Origin of the sequence: Mycolicibacterium duvalii (assembly GCF_010726645.1) — a bacterium.
Classification (GTDB): Bacteria; Actinomycetota; Actinomycetes; order Mycobacteriales; family Mycobacteriaceae; genus Mycobacterium; species Mycobacterium duvalii.
The window spans coordinates 5,389,015-5,404,556 of sequence record NZ_AP022563.1 but is presented as its reverse complement, the minus strand read 5'-3'; the positions used below and the strand labels follow the sequence as shown (position 1 = coordinate 5,404,556).

Annotated in this window: 15 protein-coding genes; 5 read left to right on the top strand and 10 right to left on the bottom strand. The window is 69.4% G+C overall.

From position 1 onward, the window contains the following. Window position 1 precedes the first annotated feature (1 nt). On the bottom strand, window positions 2-448 hold the full coding sequence (locus tag G6N31_RS25660; RefSeq protein WP_098001646.1) for a hypothetical protein: 447 nt from the start codon (window positions 446-448) through the stop codon (window positions 2-4). Window positions 449-480: 32 nt separating this feature from the next. On the opposite strand from G6N31_RS25660, the gene G6N31_RS25655 reads away from it, so the two are divergent. Continuing rightward, entirely contained in the window at window positions 481-1,587 is a 1,107-nt protein-coding gene (locus tag G6N31_RS25655) for an epoxide hydrolase family protein (RefSeq protein ID WP_098001648.1), read from the top strand. Window position 1,588: 1 nt separating this feature from the next. Here the strand turns inward: G6N31_RS25655 and G6N31_RS25650 are convergent, their stop codons facing one another. Beyond that, entirely contained in the window at window positions 1,589-3,310 is a 1,722-nt protein-coding gene (locus tag G6N31_RS25650; protein ID WP_098001650.1) for an AMP-binding protein, read from the bottom strand. A gap of 59 nt (window positions 3,311-3,369) precedes the next feature. On the opposite strand from G6N31_RS25650, the gene G6N31_RS25645 reads away from it, so the two are divergent. Further along, the gene (locus tag G6N31_RS25645) at window positions 3,370-4,215 is read left to right on the top strand and encodes a LuxR C-terminal-related transcriptional regulator (RefSeq protein ID WP_234815161.1); all 846 of its coding nucleotides are present in this window, start codon (window positions 3,370-3,372) and stop codon (window positions 4,213-4,215) included. Window position 4,216: 1 nt separating this feature from the next. Here the strand turns inward: G6N31_RS25645 and G6N31_RS25640 are convergent, their stop codons facing one another. From G6N31_RS25640 to G6N31_RS25630, 3 genes are read right to left on the bottom strand one after another with little or no spacing between them, the layout of a single operon-like run. After that, entirely contained in the window at window positions 4,217-6,034 is a 1,818-nt protein-coding gene (locus G6N31_RS25640) for an ABC transporter ATP-binding protein (RefSeq protein ID WP_098001652.1), read from the bottom strand. Further along, window positions 6,031-7,917: an ABC transporter ATP-binding protein gene (locus G6N31_RS25635; protein ID WP_098001654.1), complete on the bottom strand. Its 1,887-nt coding sequence runs from the start codon at window positions 7,915-7,917 to the stop codon at window positions 6,031-6,033. Before G6N31_RS25635 ends, G6N31_RS25640 begins: the two co-directional genes overlap by 4 nt. Beyond that, a complete protein-coding gene (locus tag G6N31_RS25630) occupies window positions 7,910-9,892 on the bottom strand; it encodes an ABC transporter ATP-binding protein (protein WP_098001656.1) in 1,983 nt (660 codons plus the stop codon). Before G6N31_RS25630 ends, G6N31_RS25635 begins: the two co-directional genes overlap by 8 nt. 197 nt (window positions 9,893-10,089) lie before the next feature. Between G6N31_RS25630 and prrA the strand changes: the two genes are divergently transcribed. Both prrA and G6N31_RS25620 read left to right on the top strand, forming a co-directional pair. Further along, entirely contained in the window at window positions 10,090-10,791 is a 702-nt protein-coding gene (gene prrA / locus G6N31_RS25625; RefSeq protein WP_098001658.1) for a two-component system response regulator PrrA, read from the top strand. A 7-nt stretch (window positions 10,792-10,798) separates the two neighbouring features. Then, window positions 10,799-12,133: a HAMP domain-containing sensor histidine kinase gene (locus G6N31_RS25620; protein WP_098001660.1), complete on the top strand. Its 1,335-nt coding sequence runs from the start codon at window positions 10,799-10,801 to the stop codon at window positions 12,131-12,133. Window positions 12,134-12,150: 17 nt separating this feature from the next. Here the strand turns inward: G6N31_RS25620 and G6N31_RS25615 are convergent, their stop codons facing one another. The 5 genes from G6N31_RS25615 to G6N31_RS25595 all read right to left on the bottom strand — a co-directional run bounded on the left by G6N31_RS25615 (window position 12,151) and on the right by G6N31_RS25595 (window position 14,920). After that, entirely contained in the window at window positions 12,151-12,525 is a 375-nt protein-coding gene (locus G6N31_RS25615) for an FKBP-type peptidyl-prolyl cis-trans isomerase (RefSeq protein WP_098001662.1), read from the bottom strand. A 123-nt stretch (window positions 12,526-12,648) separates the two neighbouring features. Then, the gene (locus G6N31_RS25610; RefSeq protein ID WP_234815162.1) at window positions 12,649-12,933 is read right to left on the bottom strand and encodes a hypothetical protein; all 285 of its coding nucleotides are present in this window, start codon (window positions 12,931-12,933) and stop codon (window positions 12,649-12,651) included. A gap of 89 nt (window positions 12,934-13,022) precedes the next feature. Next, window positions 13,023-13,565, bottom strand: a complete 543-nt coding sequence (locus tag G6N31_RS25605) for a hypothetical protein (protein ID WP_098001664.1) — start codon at window positions 13,563-13,565, stop codon at window positions 13,023-13,025. 1 nt (window position 13,566) lies between these two features. Next, complete coding sequence (locus G6N31_RS25600) at window positions 13,567-14,256, bottom strand: MspA family porin (RefSeq protein ID WP_098001666.1); 690 nt, start codon at window positions 14,254-14,256, stop codon at window positions 13,567-13,569. A 1-nt stretch (window position 14,257) separates the two neighbouring features. Further along, window positions 14,258-14,920, bottom strand: a complete 663-nt coding sequence (locus G6N31_RS25595) for an MspA family porin (protein WP_098001668.1) — start codon at window positions 14,918-14,920, stop codon at window positions 14,258-14,260. Between the two features lie 145 nt (window positions 14,921-15,065). On the opposite strand from G6N31_RS25595, the gene G6N31_RS25590 reads away from it, so the two are divergent. Next, complete coding sequence (locus tag G6N31_RS25590; RefSeq protein ID WP_234815163.1) at window positions 15,066-15,542, top strand: Rv2240c family protein; 477 nt, start codon at window positions 15,066-15,068, stop codon at window positions 15,540-15,542.

Sequence of the window (15,542 nt, the reverse complement as noted above, 5' to 3'; positions counted from 1 at the left end):
ATTAATTGATTGCCAACGCAATCAACAGCGCGACACACGTCACCACGTCGAACGGCATTCGGAGCCAGCTGCGCCTGGTCCACCGCGCCGCAGCTGATTCGTCGACGTGTGCCGGATTGGCCCGTTCGAACTCCCGAGCAGCAGGGATGAGCTCGATCACCGCCCAGACCCGCGCCACCAGGTGAGCAACCACGGCCACGATCAGCGCTGTCCGCGCGTCGTCGTCGGACCACACCACGATCAGCGATATCAGCAAGAGCACATCGAGCACGGTCTGCACCGGGAACCAGAACCACTTGCGCGCGATGCCGCCGTTGCGGGGCTGGATGATGCCGGGCCGCTTCGGCCAGTACGGGTCGACGACGACCGCTTCGTAGATCGCGCCACCCAGGGCTACGCAGGACAGCAGGGTGGTGACGGCCAGCAGGACGAGCGTCGGGGTGGACACGACTACCGATTATCCAAATGCCAGGATGTGGCATGGCCCACGTCCAGCCGTTCCGCATCGCCGTGCCCGACGCCGACCTGGCCGATCTTCGGGAGCGGCTGAAGCGGACCCGGTGGCCCGAGGCCGAGTGCGTCGACGACTGGAGCCAGGGCATCCCGCTGGCCTACACCCGTGAGCTCGCCGCCTACTGGGCCGACGAATACGACTGGCGGGCAAGAGAAGAAGCGCTCAACCGGTTCGACCAGTTCACCACCGACATCGACGGCCTGGATATCCACTTCGTCCACCAGCGGTCCAGCGAGCCCGACGCCTTTCCGCTCTTGATCACCCACGGCTGGCCGGGCTCCGTCGTGGAGTTCCAGAAGGTGATCACACCACTCACCGAGGCCGGGTTCGACGTGGTGTGCCCGTCGCTGCCGGGCTACGGCTTCTCCGGCAAGCCGACCACCACGGGGTGGGGAATCGAGCGGATCGCCGCCGCGTGGGACGAGCTGATGGTGCGCCTGGGCTATCAGCGCTACGGCGCGCAGGGCGGCGACTGGGGTGCGGCGGTCACCACCCAGATCGGCCGGAACCAGGGCCACTGCGCGGCCATCCACACGAACATGCCGCTGGGCCGGCCGCCCAAAGACCTCGGTGAACCCACCGCCGACGAGGCAGCCGCGCTCGAACGGCTGGCCTACTACCAGCGCTGGGATTCCGGCTATTCCAAACAGCAGTCGACCCGGCCCCAGACCCTGGGTTACGCGCTCACCGACTCCCCCGTCGGCCAGCTGGCCTGGATCGTCGAGAAGTTCTGGTCGTGGACCGACTGCGACGGGCACCCGGAGAACGTGTTGACCAAGGACGAGTTGCTCGACAACGTGATGCTCTACTGGGTGACCGCCAGCGGCGCGTCCTCGGGACGGCTGTACTGGGAGAGCTTCGGCAGCTTCGGCGGCGGGGAACCGGTGACCCTGCCCACCGGCGTGGCCGCGTTCCCCCGCGAGATCCTGCGGGCGCCGCGGCACTGGTGCGACAACAACTACCCCAACATCACCCGCTGGACCACCATGCCCCGCGGTGGACACTTCGCCGCGTTCGAGCAGCCGGCCCTGTTCGTCGAGGACGTCGTGACGTTCTTCAGGGCCGTTCGCTGATTCAGCCGATCAGATCCTCGTAGCGGTACTCCGTCGGGATCGCCGCGCCGGAGGCGTGCGCGTCCTCCTCCCGGCGACGCAGATCGACGCGGCGGATCTTGCCCGAGATGGTCTTCGGCAGCTCGTGGAACTCGATCCGACGCACCTTCAGATACGGCGCCAGATGCGCCCGGCTGTACTCGAAGATCGAGCGGGCGGTCTGCTCGTCGGCGGCCCAGCCGTCGGCCAACGCCACGTACGCCTTGGGCACCGCCAGCCGGGTGTCGTCGGGCTGGGGCACCACGGCCGCCTCGACCACCGCGGGGTGCTCGATCAACACGCTCTCCAACTCGAACGGCGACACCTTGTAGTCCGAGGACTTGAACACGTCGTCGGTGCGGCCGACGTAGGTGATGTAGCCGTCGGCGTCGCGGGTCGCGACGTCGCCGGTGTGGTAGTACCCGTCGCGCATCACCATCGCGTTGCGCTTGCCGTCGTCGACATATCCGCTCATCAGGTTCGGTGGTGCCGCGCTCAGGTCCAGGCAGATCTCACCTTCGTCGCCGGGCACGCCGGTGAGCGGGTCGACCAGGACCACGGGCACGCCGGGCATCGGTCGCCCCATCGACCCCGGCTTGACCGGCTGGCCGGGAGTGTTGCCGACCTGCAATGTGGTCTCGGTCTGACCGAACCCGTCGCGGATGGTCAGCCCCCACGCCCGCTCCACCTGCGCGATCACGTCGGGGTTCAGCGGTTCTCCGGCCCCGAGGATCTCGCGCAACTGCGCGGGACGCTCACCGAGGTCGGCCTGGATCAGCATGCGCCACACCGTCGGCGGCGCGCAGAAGGTGCTGACGCCGGCCCGGCGCAGTTGGTGCAGCAGCGCCGCGGCGTCGAACCGCGCGTAGTTGTAGACGAAGATGGTGGCCTCGGCGATCCACGGCGCGAAGAAGCAACTCCACGCGTGCTTGGCCCAGCCCGGGGAGCTGATCGCCAGGTGCACGTCGCCGGGACGCACCCCGATCCACGCCATGGTGCTCAGGTGGCCCACCGGATAGCTGATCTGGGAATGCTCCACCAGTTTGGGTTTGCTCGTGGTGCCGGAGGTGAAGTAGATCAGCAGCGGGTCCGACGTCCGGGTGTCCGGGACGAACGGGCCGGCAGGTTCGGTCGCGGCCGCGTCGGCGTAGGACTGCCAGCCCGGCACCGGTGCACCGACGACGATGCCGATGAAGCTCCCTGCGAGGCCGTCGAACTTCGCCGCGTCGGCAGCGTTGGCGATCACGAAGCGGGCGCGTCCCCGCCGGATCCGGTCGGCCACGTCGTCGGGTCCCAGCGCGCAGGTGGTGGGCATGATGACCGCGCCCAGCTTCGCCACGGCCAGCATCGCTTCCCACAGCTCGATCTGGTTGCCCAGCATCAGGATGACGCGGTCGCCGCGGCGTACTCCGACCCGCCGCAGCCACGTGGCCACCTGGTCGGAGCGGTGCGCCAGCTCGGCGAACGATGCCTTGGTCTCGGTGCCGTCTTCCTCGACGATCCACAGCGCAGTGCGCTGATTTCGGTACTCGACGTTGTCCGCGGAGCAGTGCTGACCTGCGATCACGTCGAACCAGTCGGTGGCCCAGTTGAACGTGCCCGTCACCTTCGGCCACTCGAACTTCGCGACCGCCTTGTCGTAGTCGGTGAGCACATTGACCAATTGGTCGCGCGCGGCACGATACTTCTCGGCATTCGTCGTCACGATCAATAGGATCGGGGTCACACTCGCCCGTCCACTACCCCCGGAAGAGGGTATGTCCGATGTCGATGCCGCCGACCCTGCTGCGCCCGCGCGACGGCGACGCCGTCCGGGCCGCGCTGCGCGACCTCGCGGCGCTCGGGGAGGTGCCGATCCTGTTCGGCGGCCCGGTCTACGACGACACCCTGCTGCTGACCGAGTTCGTGGGCACCCGCACCGGCAACCTGCGCGGGCTGGCGGTGCAGCCGAGCTCGGGGCTCGGCGGCGCGACGATGGTGGCGGGCCGGCCGATGTCGGTGGCCGACTACCGGCACGCCGTGTCGATCACCCACGACTACGACGGCCCGGTGCTCTCCGAGGGCATCCGCGCGGTGCTCGCGGTGCCTGTCCTCGTCGACGGGCGCACGCGCGCGGTGCTCTACGGCGCGCACCGCTCCAGCGCACCGTTCGGCGGGCGGACCGCCGACCGGATGGTCGCGGTCGCGCGATCGCTGGGCGAGGAACTGCGCATCCGCGACGAGGTCGACCGCCGGATGCGGCTGCACGAGACGCACACCACCACCGGTGGCGTCGCCGCCGGGGCCGAGCAGATCCGCGAGGTGCACGCCGAACTGCGTCATCTGGCCGCCGCGTCGCCGTCGCCGTTGCAGGAGCAGTTGCGCGCCATGGCCGACCGGTTGGCCCAAGCGCTGACCGGCACCACGGCAGACACCGCGTCGTTGACGTCCCGCGAACTCGACGTGCTGGCCCAGGTGGCCCTCGGCTGCACCAACAGCGAGGCGGCTCAGCGTCTTTCGCTGAAGCCCGAGACGGTCAAGGCCTACCTGCGCAGCGCGGCAGGCAAGCTCGGCGCGTCGACGAGGTACGAGTCGGTGTCCAAGGCGCGCCGGGCCGGCCTGCTCCCGTAGGTCAGGCCAGCGATTCCATCCAGGAACGGTGCAGCGCCGCATAGTGACCGCCGTCGCGGCTGATCAATTCGCCGGGCGGGCCGTCCTCGACGATGCGGCCGTGCTCGAGCACCAGCACCCGATCGGCGATCTGCACCGTCGAGAGCCGGTGCGCGATCACCAGCGCCGTCCGGTCGGCCAACACGGTCTCCAGCGCGCGCTGCACCATCCGCTCGCTCGGGATGTCTAGCGACGACGTCGCCTCGTCGAGGATCAGCACCGCGGGATCGGCCAGGAAGGCGCGGGCGAACGCGACCAGTTGGCGTTGCCCGGCCGACAACCGGCCGCCGCGCTTGGCCACATCGGTGTCGTAGCCGTCAGGCAGCGCCTCGATGAACGCCTGGGCGCCGACCGCTTCGGCGGCGGCGCGGACTTCGTCGTCGGACGCGTCGGGCCGGCCGAACCGGATGTTGTCGGCGACGGTGCCGCCGAACATGAAGTTCTCCTGGGTCACCATGATGACGTGCCGGCGCAGCTCGGGCTGCGTGATGTCGCGCAGATCCACGCCGTCGAGGGTGATCACGCCGGCCACCGGGTCGTAGAACCGGGTGACCAGCTTGGCGATCGTCGTCTTGCCCGCACCGGTGGTGCCCACCAGCGCCACCGTCTGCCCGGCCGGCACCTCCAGGTTCAGGTCCGGCAGCACCGGACGGCCCGGGGTGTACTCGAAACGCACGTCGCGGAAAGCGATCTCACCACCGACGCGGGTCAACTCGGCCGGTCGCGCCGGGTCGGCGATCGCGGGCCGGCGGGCCAGCACGCCGGCCAACTTCTCCAGCGCCGACGCGGCCGACTGGAAGGTGTTGAAGAACTGCGAGATCTCCTGCATCGGCTCGAAGAACATCCGCAGATACAGCAGGAAGGCGGTCAGGGTGCCGATGGTCATCTCGCCGTGCAGCACCCGGTAGCCGCCGTAGAGCAGCACCACCCCGGTGGTCAGGTTGCCGACGAGCTTCACGCCGGGCATGAACACCGCCAACAGCTGGAACGTGCGCTCGTTGATGGCGCGGTACCGGTCGGCGAGGTCCTCGAAGATCTCCTGGTTGCGCGGCTCGCGCCGATACGCCTGCACCGCCTTGATGCCGGTCATCGTCTCGACGAACTGCACGATCACCAGCGCGGCGCTCTCGCGGACCTCGCGGTAGGTCTTCGACGACTCCCGGTGGAACCAGGCCACCAGCAGCATCAGCACCGGGAACGCCGCCAGGCACATCAGCCCGAGCTTGACGTCGAGAACCACCAGCAGGACCGCGGTGCCGAACAACGTCAGCACCGCGGTGATCAGGCTGTCGAAACCGGTTTCGAGCATGTCCTGGATCGCCTCGACGTCATTGGTCGAACGGCTGACCACCCGCCCCGAGGTGTAGCGGTCGTGGAAGGCGATGTCCAGGCGGGCGAAGTGGCGGAACAGCCTGCGGCGCAGTTCGAGCAGCACCCTCTGCCCGATGCGCCCCGAGCGGCGCAGGAAGAACATCCGGCTGACCGCCTGGATGACGACCACCGCGGCCAGGGCGGCGACGATCGTCATCAACGTCTGCGCCGAGCCGCCCTCGAGCAGCGGCGGGATGCCGCGGTCGATGCCCCGCTGCACCAGCAGCGGAACCGACAGTCGCGCAGCATTTTCCACCACCACCACGACCGCGAGCAGGGCCACGCTCCAGCGGTAGGGCCTCAGCAATGCACCCAGCAGGGCGCGCGCCTCCCGGCGGCGCGGCACGCTCTCGTCGATCGGCAGATCGGCGTGTTCGTCGAAGCGGCCGCGCCAGTCGTGCGCGGTCATCGGAGGTTCTCCGCGGTTTCGAGCGGCAGCCCGGTGCCGTCGTCACGGCCCTCGTCGGCAGCCAGCAGGTAGCGGTACTCCGGCACCCCCGCCAGCAGTTCGGCGTGCGTCCCGACATGGGTGATGGTGCCGTTCTGCAGCAGCGCCACGCGGTCGGCCAACAGCACCGTGGATGCGCGGTGGGCCACCACGATGCCCGTCACGTCGTGCAGGACGCGGCGCAGAGCCTCCTCGACCTCCGCCTCGGTGTGCACATCGAGCGCCGACAGGGTGTCGTCGAGCACCAGGATCCTGGGCTGGGCGAGGATCGCCCGGGCCAGCGAAAGACGTTGCCGCTGACCGCCCGACAGGCTCATGCCCTGCTCTCCGATGCGGGTGTCCAACCCGAACGGCAGGTCGTAGACGAACTGCGCAGCCGCCACCTCGACGGCCTGGCGCAGATCGGCCTCGGACGCGTCGGGACGGCCCAGGCGCAGGTTCTCGGCCACCGACATCGAGAACAGCGTCGGGTCCTCGAACGCGGTGGCCACCGTGCGCCGCAGCGCGTCGACCGACAGCTCGCGGATGTCCTGGGCGTCGATACGGATCTCACCCTCGGTGACGTCGTAGAGCCGCGACAACAGGCCCACCAACACCGACTTGCCAGACCCGGTCGCTCCGACCAGCGCCAAGGTCTCTCCCGGCTCGACGGTCACCGTGACGTTCCTCAGCGCCCAGTTCTCGGCAGATTTGTCCGGCCCGCCGGACGGCGCCCATTTGTCCGGCCCGCCGGACGCCGACCCCGGGAACCGGAAGCCGACGCCGACCAACTCGAGCCGGCCCCGCCGCGGAGTCAGGTCCCGCGGGCCGTCGGTGATATCGGTGGGGGCGTCGAAGATCTCGGTGATCCGGTTGGCGGCGGTGAACGCCTCCTGGGTCATCGAGAGCAGGAAGCCCAGCGACGCGATCGGCCACACCAGCGACAGCATCATCGTGATGAAGGCGACCAGGGTGCCCATGGTCACCTGGCCGTGGCCGGCCGCATACGCGCCGAAGCCGAGCACGACGATCAGGGTCAGGTTCGGGATGATCTCCAGCAGTGTCCAGAATTTGGCCGACACCGCGACCCGGCTGACCTGGGTGTCGTAGAGGCCGGTGAGTTGATCGTCGAAGCGCCGGTAGATGTGGTCTTCGCGGCCGAAGGACTTGACCACCCGCAGTCCGTGGGCGGCTTCCTCGACGTGGGTGGCGACGTGCCCGGCCTGGTCCTGCGCGAGCCGCGACAGCCGGGTGTACTCGCGCTGGAAGTGCAACACCGTCGCCGTGATCGGCAGGATCGACAGGCCGACCACCACGCCGAGCGGCCAGTACAGCACGAGCAGGATCGCGGTCACCACGGTGATCTGCAGGACATTCAGTAGCAGGAACAGCAGGCCGAACGACATGAAGCGGCGAATGGTGCCCAGATCGTTCATGATTCGCGACAGCAGCTGCCCGGAGTCCCAGCGGCCGTGGAAAGACATCGGCAGAATCTGCAGCTTCGCGTAGAGATCCTTGCGGATGTCGGCCTCGACGCCCATCGTCGCGCGCGCGATCAGCCAGCGCCGGATGAACCACAACACCGCTTCTGCGCAGCCGATGCCCAACGCGGCCGAACCGAGCAACCACAGTCCCTGCTGATCGGCGCTGCGGACCGGTCCGTCGATGACGGCTTTGGTCATCAGCGGGATCGCGATGGTCGCGGACAGGCTGGCCAACGCGACGACGAACATCGCGATCCAGCGCACCCGGTAGGGCATCAGGTACGGCAACAGCCGCCACAGATCCGAGCTGGCCCTCGGCCGGTTCCGCGGCGGCGCAATCGCCGGTGCCGCGCGCAGCGCGGTGGCCCGAGAGTCATCCACCGACAAGATCTTCCCACTGGGCGCAAGCGGATATCTGCTCGGCCGACAACCCGTTCCGGGCACAGCAGCCGGGCTGCGGACCGCGGGTGCCGCACTGCCGGCGGTCGGTGCCGAACTGGGTGCGGTACAGCTCGGCGTAGCGGCCGCTGCGGGCCAGCAACTCGGTGTGGGTGCCACGCTCGACGATGCGGCCGTCCTCGACGACCAGGATCACGTCGGCGGCGCGCACCGTCGAAAGCCGGTGCGCGATGACCAGCGACGTCCGACCGGCCAGCGCCTCGGTGAGGGCCTGCTGCACCGCGGCTTCGGACTCGGAGTCCAGCGATGCCGTCGCCTCGTCGAGCACCACCACCCGCGGCGACGCGAGCAGAAGCCGCGCGATCGTCAGCCGCTGACGCTGTCCGCCGGAGAGCCGGTACCCACGTTCACCCACGACCGTGTCCAGTCCGTCGGGCATCGTCTCGACGACGTCATCGAGCCGAGCCCGGCGCAGCGCCTCCCACACCTGCTCATCCGTCGCATCGGGAGCGGCCAGCAACAGATTCGAGCGGATCGATTCGTGGAACAGGTGACCGTCCTGGGTGACGACGCCGACGGTGGCCTTCAGCGACGCGAACGTCGCGTCCCGCAGGTCCAGGCCGTTGAGCCGCACCGCGCCGTCATCGCGGCCGACGTCATACAGGCGGGCCAGCAGCGACGCGATCGTCGACTTGCCCGCGCCCGACGACCCGACCAGCGCCACCATCTGCCCGGGCCGCGCGGTGAACGAGATGCCGTGCAGCACCTCCTCGCCGCCGCGGTCGTCCAGTTCGGCGACCTCCTCCAGCGATGCCAGCGACACCTTGTCCGCCGCCGGGTAGGAGAAGTGGACGTCGTCGAACTCGACGTGCACGGGTCCGCCGGGAATCGCGGTCGCCTCCGGGCTCTCCCGGATCAGCGGCACCAGGTCGAGCACTTCGAAGACCCGCTCGAAACTGACCAGCGCGCTGGCGATCTCCACGCGCGCGTTGGCCAGCGCGGTCAGCGGCGCGTACAGCCGGGTCAGCAGCAGGGCCAGCGCAACGATCGCGCCGGCCTGCAGTTGCCCGCCCAGCGCCAGCGCCCCACCGAGCCCGTAGACCAGCGCCAGCGCCAACGCTGACATCAGCGTCAGCGAATTCATGAACGTCGACTGCAGCATCGCCGTGCGCACGCCGATGTCGCGGACCCGTCCCGCTCGCGTCTCGAACTCGCGGGACTCGGAGGCCGGGTCGCCGAACAACTTCACCAGGGTGGCGCCGGGCGCCGAGAACCGCTCGGTCATCTGGGTGTTCATCGTCGCGTTGTGCACGGACGCCTCGCGCGACAGCGCCGCCATCGCGGTGCCGATCCGCCGCGCCGGGACCAGGAACAGCGGCAGCAGGGCCAGCGACAGCAGCGTGATCTGCCACGAGATGCTCAGCATCACCGCCAGCGTCAAGGTCAGCGTCACCAGGTTGGCGACCACGCCGGACAGGGTGTCGGAGAATGCGCGCTGCGCCCCCATCACGTCGTTGCCGAGCCGGCTGACCAGCGCACCGGTCCGGGTGCGGGTGAAGAACGCGACCGGCATGCGCTGCACGTGGTCGAAGACCGCCGTGCGCAGATCCAGGATCAGGCCTTCGCCGATCGTCGACGACAGCCAGCGCGTGACCAGCGCCAGCACCGCCTCCGCGAGCGCGACGCCGGCGATCACCGCAGCCAGCCCGACCACGACTGCGGTGCTGCCGGGACCGGTGATCTCGTCGACCACCCGGCCGGCGAGCAGGGGCGTGGCGACCGTCAGCACGGCGCTGAGCACGCTCACCGTCAGAAAGACGGCCAGTCGGCGATGGTGCCGCCCGGCGAAGCGCCAGATGCGGACCAGCAGGCGACGATCCACCACCGAGTGCAGATCGCCACCACGCGCGTGGGTCTGGCGGTACAAAGACTGCCTAGCCACCGTTTCCAAGCTCATGTTTTCACCGTAGAACCTCAACAAAGGGTCAGGTCAAAGCCTTCCCCGGTCAGCATGCCGATCGACGGAGTACCCGCTCGGGGCGGGAAACCGTCTGGTGGCGGATACCGGCGGACGGCCCCGCCCGCGCCCGGGGCGCCGAAATCGGCCCGACCACGTCCCCCAGCAGGGACCCCGCATCAGGCAAGATTGCGTGCATGGACAGTGGTGTGGGTTCACCCCGGGTGCTCGTGGTCGACGACGATCCCGACGTGCTCGCCTCGCTCGAGCGCGGGCTTCGGCTGTCCGGGTTCGAGGTGTCCACCGCGGTCGACGGCGCCGAGGCGCTGCGCAGCGCCACCGAGACCAAGCCCGATGCGATCGTGCTGGACATCAACATGCCCGTCCTCGACGGCGTGTCGGTGGTGACCGCGCTGCGCGCGATGGACAACGACGTGCCGGTTTGTGTGCTCTCGGCGCGGTCCTCGGTCGACGACCGGGTGGCCGGGCTGGAAGCCGGCGCCGACGACTACCTGGTCAAGCCCTTCGTGCTGGCCGAGCTGGTGGCCCGGGTCAAGGCGCTGCTGCGCCGGCGCGGGTCCACCGCGACCTTCTCGTCAGAGACCATCGCGGTCGGCCCGTTGGAGGTCGACATCCCCGGCCGGCGGGCGCGGGTCGACGGCCAGGATGTGGACCTGACCAAACGCGAGTTCGACCTGCTGGCGGTGCTGGCCGAACACAAGACCGCGGTGCTCTCCCGCGCCCAGCTGCTGGAGCTGGTGTGGGGCTACGACTTCGCCGCCGACACCAACGTGGTGGACGTGTTCATCGGATACCTGCGGCGCAAGCTGGAGGCCAACGGCGCACCCCGGCTGCTGCACACCGTCCGCGGTGTCGGGTTCGTCCTCAGGCAGCAATAGGACGGCCATGCTGACCCGAATCTTCCGTCGCACACCGTCCCTGCGCACCAGGGTGGCCTTCGCCACCGCGATCGCGGCGGCGATCGTCGTCGGCATCGTCGGCACGGTGGTGTGGGTCGGCATCACCCAGGACCGCAAGGAACGTCTGGACCGCCGCCTCGACGAGGCCGCCGGGTTCGCGATCCCGTTCCTGCCCCGGGGTCTCGACGAGATCCCGAAGTCGCCCAACGACCAGGACGCGGTGATCACGGTGCGCCGCGGCGGAGCGGTCACCTCCAACTCCGACGTGATCCTGCCCGAGCTGGAAACGGGCTACGCCGACACGTACATCGACGGCGTGCGCTACCGCGTCCGCACCGTGGACCTGTTGACGCCCGAGCCCATGACGGTGGCCGTCGGCGCCACCTACGACGCCACCATCGCCGACACCAACAACCTGCACCGGCGGGTACTGATCATCTGCACGCTGGCCGTCGGCGCCGCGACATTCGGCGGCTGGCTGCTGGCGGCCTTCGCGGTGCGACCGTTCAAACGGCTGGCCCAACAGACCCGCTCGATCGACGCCGGCGACGAACGTCCCGATGTCGAGGTCCGCGGAGCCACCGAGGCGGTCGAGATCGCCGACGCGGTCAACGGGCTGCTGCAGCGCATCTGGAAGGAACAGGACCGCACCAAGGCGGCGCTGGCTTCGGCGCGCGATTTCGCGTCGGTGTCGGCCCACGAGTTGCGTACGCCGCTGACGGCCATGCGCACCAACCTCGAGGTGCTGTCCACGCTGGATCTGGCCGAGGAGCAACGCAAAGAGGTCGTCAACGACGTCATCCGCACGCAAACCCGCATCGAGGCCACCCTCGGCGCGCTGGAGCGGTTGGCCCAGGGCGAGCTGTCGACCGCCGACGACCACGTGCCGGTCGACATCACCGAGTTGCTCGACCGCGCCGCTCACGACGCGATGCGGGTCTACCCCGACCTGGAGGTGTCCCTGGTGCCGGCGCCGACGGTGATCATCGTCGGCCTGCCCGCGGGCCTGCGCCTGGCCGTCGACAACGCGATCGCCAACGCGGTCAAACACGGCGGCGCCGGCCGGGTGCAGCTGTCGGCGGTCAGTTCGCGCGCCGGGGTCGAGATCGCGATCGACGACGACGGCGTCGGTGTGCCCGAGGAGGAGCGCAAGGTGGTGTTCGACCGGTTCTCCCGGGGTTCGACCGCGTCACACTCGGGGTCCGGGCTGGGGCTGGCACTGGTCGCCCAGCAGGCCGAGCTGCACGGCGGGACCGCATCACTGGAAGCCAGCCCGCTGGGCGGCGCCCGATTGCTGCTCCGGCTGCCCGGCCACCGCTGATCCCGCGTCGCGGGGCTCTAGCGTGTCGCCAGCAGATCGATGACGAAGATGAGCGTCTTGCCCGAGAGGCGATGCCCGCCGCCGGCCGGTCCGTAGGCCAGCGCCGGTGGCACGACCAGCTGACGGCGCCCGCCGACCTTCATGCCGGGAATGCCGTCCTGCCAGCCCTGGATCAGGCCCCGCAGCGGAAACTCGATGGACTCGCCGCGGTTCCACGAGCTGTCGAACTCCTCGCCGGTGTCGTACTCGACACCGACGTAGTGCACCTCGACGTTGGCGCCGGCGACGGCTTCCGGGCCATCGCCGACCACCAGATCGGTGATCACCAGCTCATCGGGGGCAGGGCCGTCGGGAAATTCGATCTCGGGTTTCTGTCCGGCGTTCGAGGTCATCGGCTCACCCTACTGGGCAAAGACACGTGGAAACGCTCGCGACAGTGTCGTCACGGTAGTTGCGATGGCGGCGTCGCTACGCTGAGCCCACTCTCGCGGCGACGACCAGGTGTGAACTGACCGCTACTGCGATCCGTCCGGCGGGCAGTTGATCGACACATACGCCGCCGGCGGGGCCGACGTGTTGACGCTGGTGACAGTGCACTGCGACAACGGGATGTTCGACGGAGTGCCGGCCACCCAGTTGATGCGGACGTCGAAGCCCTGATCGGTCAGAGTGCGGATGGTGTCGCCGGGCGACTCCGAACCCGCGGCCGGCTGGGCGACGGCGACCGGTGCCGCCGGCGCGCCGCCGAGCAGGGCCGAGGCGCACAGCACCGCCGATACGTGTCGCGCGGTCAGTGCCATGGCTTTCCCTCCGAAGACCGGTCGGTCTCGACTCTCATCATGCTCCTGCAACGGCGTCCCGACTCGTTGTTCGCTCCGTCAGACGCTTGTCACGGCGGCGGCACGGGCACCGTGGTCTCCAGCGGCTGGTTGAGCGTTTCCATGGGTCGCTGACCGAGCAGACCGCCTTCCAGGCCGCCGGCCTGATACGTCTCCCAGAGCCTTCTGAGGTACTCCCCGGCCCCGACGTCCGCCCGCTCCTGACCAGGCGCGATACCGAACAGCTCGCCCTCGCCCGGCGCGGCCGGCGCGATGTGCTGCGGCAACAGGTACTGGTTGTTGAACGGATTGAGCTGCGGCGGCGTGGCGGGCGCCGTTCCGGGTACCGACGGCACGGCATGCTGGCTCAGGGTGAGCTCGGAGCCGGGCTGTCCGAACGGTTGGACCAGCCCGGGCGGAATGCCCGCGAGGCCCGCGGGCGACCCGCTTTGAGCCAACGGAGCGAGCGGGTGCGCCGGCGGTGGCGGTGCGACCACCGGCGGCGGCCCGGGTGGCGGCGGCAGCGCGGGCGATGGCTGCGCCCCGACCGTCGGCGCCGTGGCCAGAAGAGCGCACAGCGCCATCAGAACAGCCGCCTTCGGCGCTCCGGTCATCTCACACCGCCTTCGCGACGCCGTAGTACGCGACGATGTCGTCGGCGGTGTCGGTCGAGCTCGTCAAGACCGCGTACGACCGCAGGAACGACTGGCCGATGCACCCGTCGATCTTGATGTGTGCGTCCTTCACGGTCACCCTCGGATCGGTGCCGCTGAAGGACTTCTGCGTCAGCTGCACGGTGATGACCTCACCCGGTTGGGGGAACACCTCGATCTGCGCGGTCACCGGGAACCGTGTCTGGTCGAGAAGCCCCACGGCGTTCAGCGACTGCGAAAAACCCACCGAACCGTTCAGCTTGACCACGTTCAGGCTGATCCCGCAACCGATCTGGTAGCCCACTTCGAGCGTTCCACCGCTCAATTCGGTACTGCCCGAACCCTTCACGCTGCCGGTGAACGTACCGGCCACCAGGTACTCGCGTGAGGACAGCGCGGTGGTCAGCGGGGATACGGCGACCTGCGACTCGCCGCGTCCGGCCACCGTGAGCTCCCAGCCGTCCGGGGTGACGACGGTGCCGGGCGGACCGGAGAGCACCGCGCCGTCGGGTGGGCCGGCCACGCCGGCGACCGGTTGCACACCGACATCGGGCTGTGGGCCGCTGTCCGGCTGCGCCGAGACGGTCGGCACCCCGCACCACAGCAGGCCCATGACGGCGGCGAAGCTCAAGGTCTTTGCAGTCGCGCCCATCTCAGACCACCGTGACCTGGCCGGCGTAGGTGACGATGTCGGAGGTGTCGGCGGTCGAACCGGTGAAGGTGGCATAGGACTGCAGGAAGGACTGGCCGACGCAGCCGTCCACCCGCACCCGGAACCCGGTGACCGTGACCCGCGCCTCGTCACCCTTGAAGCTCTTCTCGCCGACCGGTACCAGGGTGACGGTGCCGGGCCGCAGGTTCACCTTGATCTGGCCGTTGACCGGGAACTCGACGCCCGGGCCCACGAAGAACTTCGGGGTCGCGCCGACGCTGCCGAGCAACTCGACCGGGCCGCCGATGATGCCACAGCCGATCCGGTACCCGACAACGAGCGAGCCCCCGGAGAGTTCGGTGCTTCCCGCGCCGGTCACCGTTCCGGTGAAGGTGCCGCCGACGAGGTATTCGCGGGAGGTCAGCGCCGTGGTCAGCGGTGCGACCGGTTGATGGGTCTCGTCCTTGGCGGCCACCGTCAGCTCCCAGCCCTCGGGTGTCGTCAGGGTGCCCGGCGGCGAGGACGGTACCGCCGACGGCGGTGGCGGCGGTTCGTCCAGGACCAGGGGCTCGGTGTCGGGTGCGGGTTGCGCCGCTCCGTGGGGGGTTGCCCCGAAGGCAGCCAGGACAGCGGCCGTCGTCAGGACGACCGTCACTATTCGCATGTACCAGCGCCTTCCCCACACGCCAATTCCTTTGAGGTACTAAGGGTACGGGGCACGGGAAGTTCGTGCGGGCAAAACCCTTCGCCGGTCCCGGGCATATGATCTGCTGTCGACGTCCTGGTGTGCCGAAGGTGGGGAGGCGGCGATGAGACCGACCGGGGCGTTCGTGATCGTGCTGGCGCTGTCGGGCCTGATGGTGTCGGGTGTGGGATCGGTGGCCTCGGCCCAGCCCGCGCCGGCGGCTCCCGAAGCGGTCGCCGCGTGCACCCAGTTCGCCCGAGCTCTGGATCTGGCTTCGCTGAGTTACTCCGATTTCGCCAACGCGCTCGCGCTCGGCCAGGCCCGGCCGGACTATTCCGACCCCACCGTGTCCTCCAGCAACACGTACGGACGTACCGGATTGCGGGAGGCGGTGGGCGTCGCGTTGACCGCATCGCGCACTCCCGGGCTGGCCCCGCAGATCGCCGCCCCGATGCGGTCCTGGGCGCTGAGCGCGACCAAACTCGTGCTGCTCATGGGTCTGCGGGCCGGCGTCGACCGGTTCAATCACAACGCGGACCAGATCAACGGCGAAACCGAAGCGGTGCAGAAGGCCTGCGCCGACGCCGGTACCCGCGCCTGA

Excerpts from the sequence above, each read along its gene's own strand:
- G6N31_RS25610 (WP_234815162.1), bottom strand. The coding sequence starts at position 12,933 with ATGGCACTGACCGCGCGACACGTATCGGCGGTGCTGTGCGCCTCGGCC.
- G6N31_RS25590 (WP_234815163.1), top strand. The coding sequence starts at position 15,066 with ATGAGACCGACCGGGGCGTTCGTGATCGTGCTGGCGCTGTCGGGCCTG.
- G6N31_RS25595 (WP_098001668.1), bottom strand. The coding sequence starts at position 14,920 with ATGCGAATAGTGACGGTCGTCCTGACGACGGCCGCTGTCCTGGCTGCC.
- G6N31_RS25620 (WP_098001660.1), top strand. The coding sequence starts at position 10,799 with ATGCTGACCCGAATCTTCCGTCGCACACCGTCCCTGCGCACCAGGGTG.
- G6N31_RS25600 (WP_098001666.1), bottom strand. The coding sequence starts at position 14,256 with ATGGGCGCGACTGCAAAGACCTTGAGCTTCGCCGCCGTCATGGGCCTG.
- G6N31_RS25605 (WP_098001664.1), bottom strand. The coding sequence starts at position 13,565 with ATGACCGGAGCGCCGAAGGCGGCTGTTCTGATGGCGCTGTGCGCTCTT.
- prrA (WP_098001658.1), top strand. The coding sequence starts at position 10,090 with ATGGACAGTGGTGTGGGTTCACCCCGGGTGCTCGTGGTCGACGACGAT.
- G6N31_RS25630 (WP_098001656.1), bottom strand. The coding sequence starts at position 9,892 with ATGAGCTTGGAAACGGTGGCTAGGCAGTCTTTGTACCGCCAGACCCAC.
- G6N31_RS25640 (WP_098001652.1), bottom strand. The coding sequence starts at position 6,034 with ATGACCGCGCACGACTGGCGCGGCCGCTTCGACGAACACGCCGATCTG.
- G6N31_RS25655 (WP_098001648.1), top strand. The coding sequence starts at position 481 with ATGGCCCACGTCCAGCCGTTCCGCATCGCCGTGCCCGACGCCGACCTG.
- G6N31_RS25645 (WP_234815161.1), top strand. The coding sequence starts at position 3,370 with ATGTCGATGCCGCCGACCCTGCTGCGCCCGCGCGACGGCGACGCCGTC.
- G6N31_RS25615 (WP_098001662.1), bottom strand. The coding sequence starts at position 12,525 with ATGACCTCGAACGCCGGACAGAAACCCGAGATCGAATTTCCCGACGGC.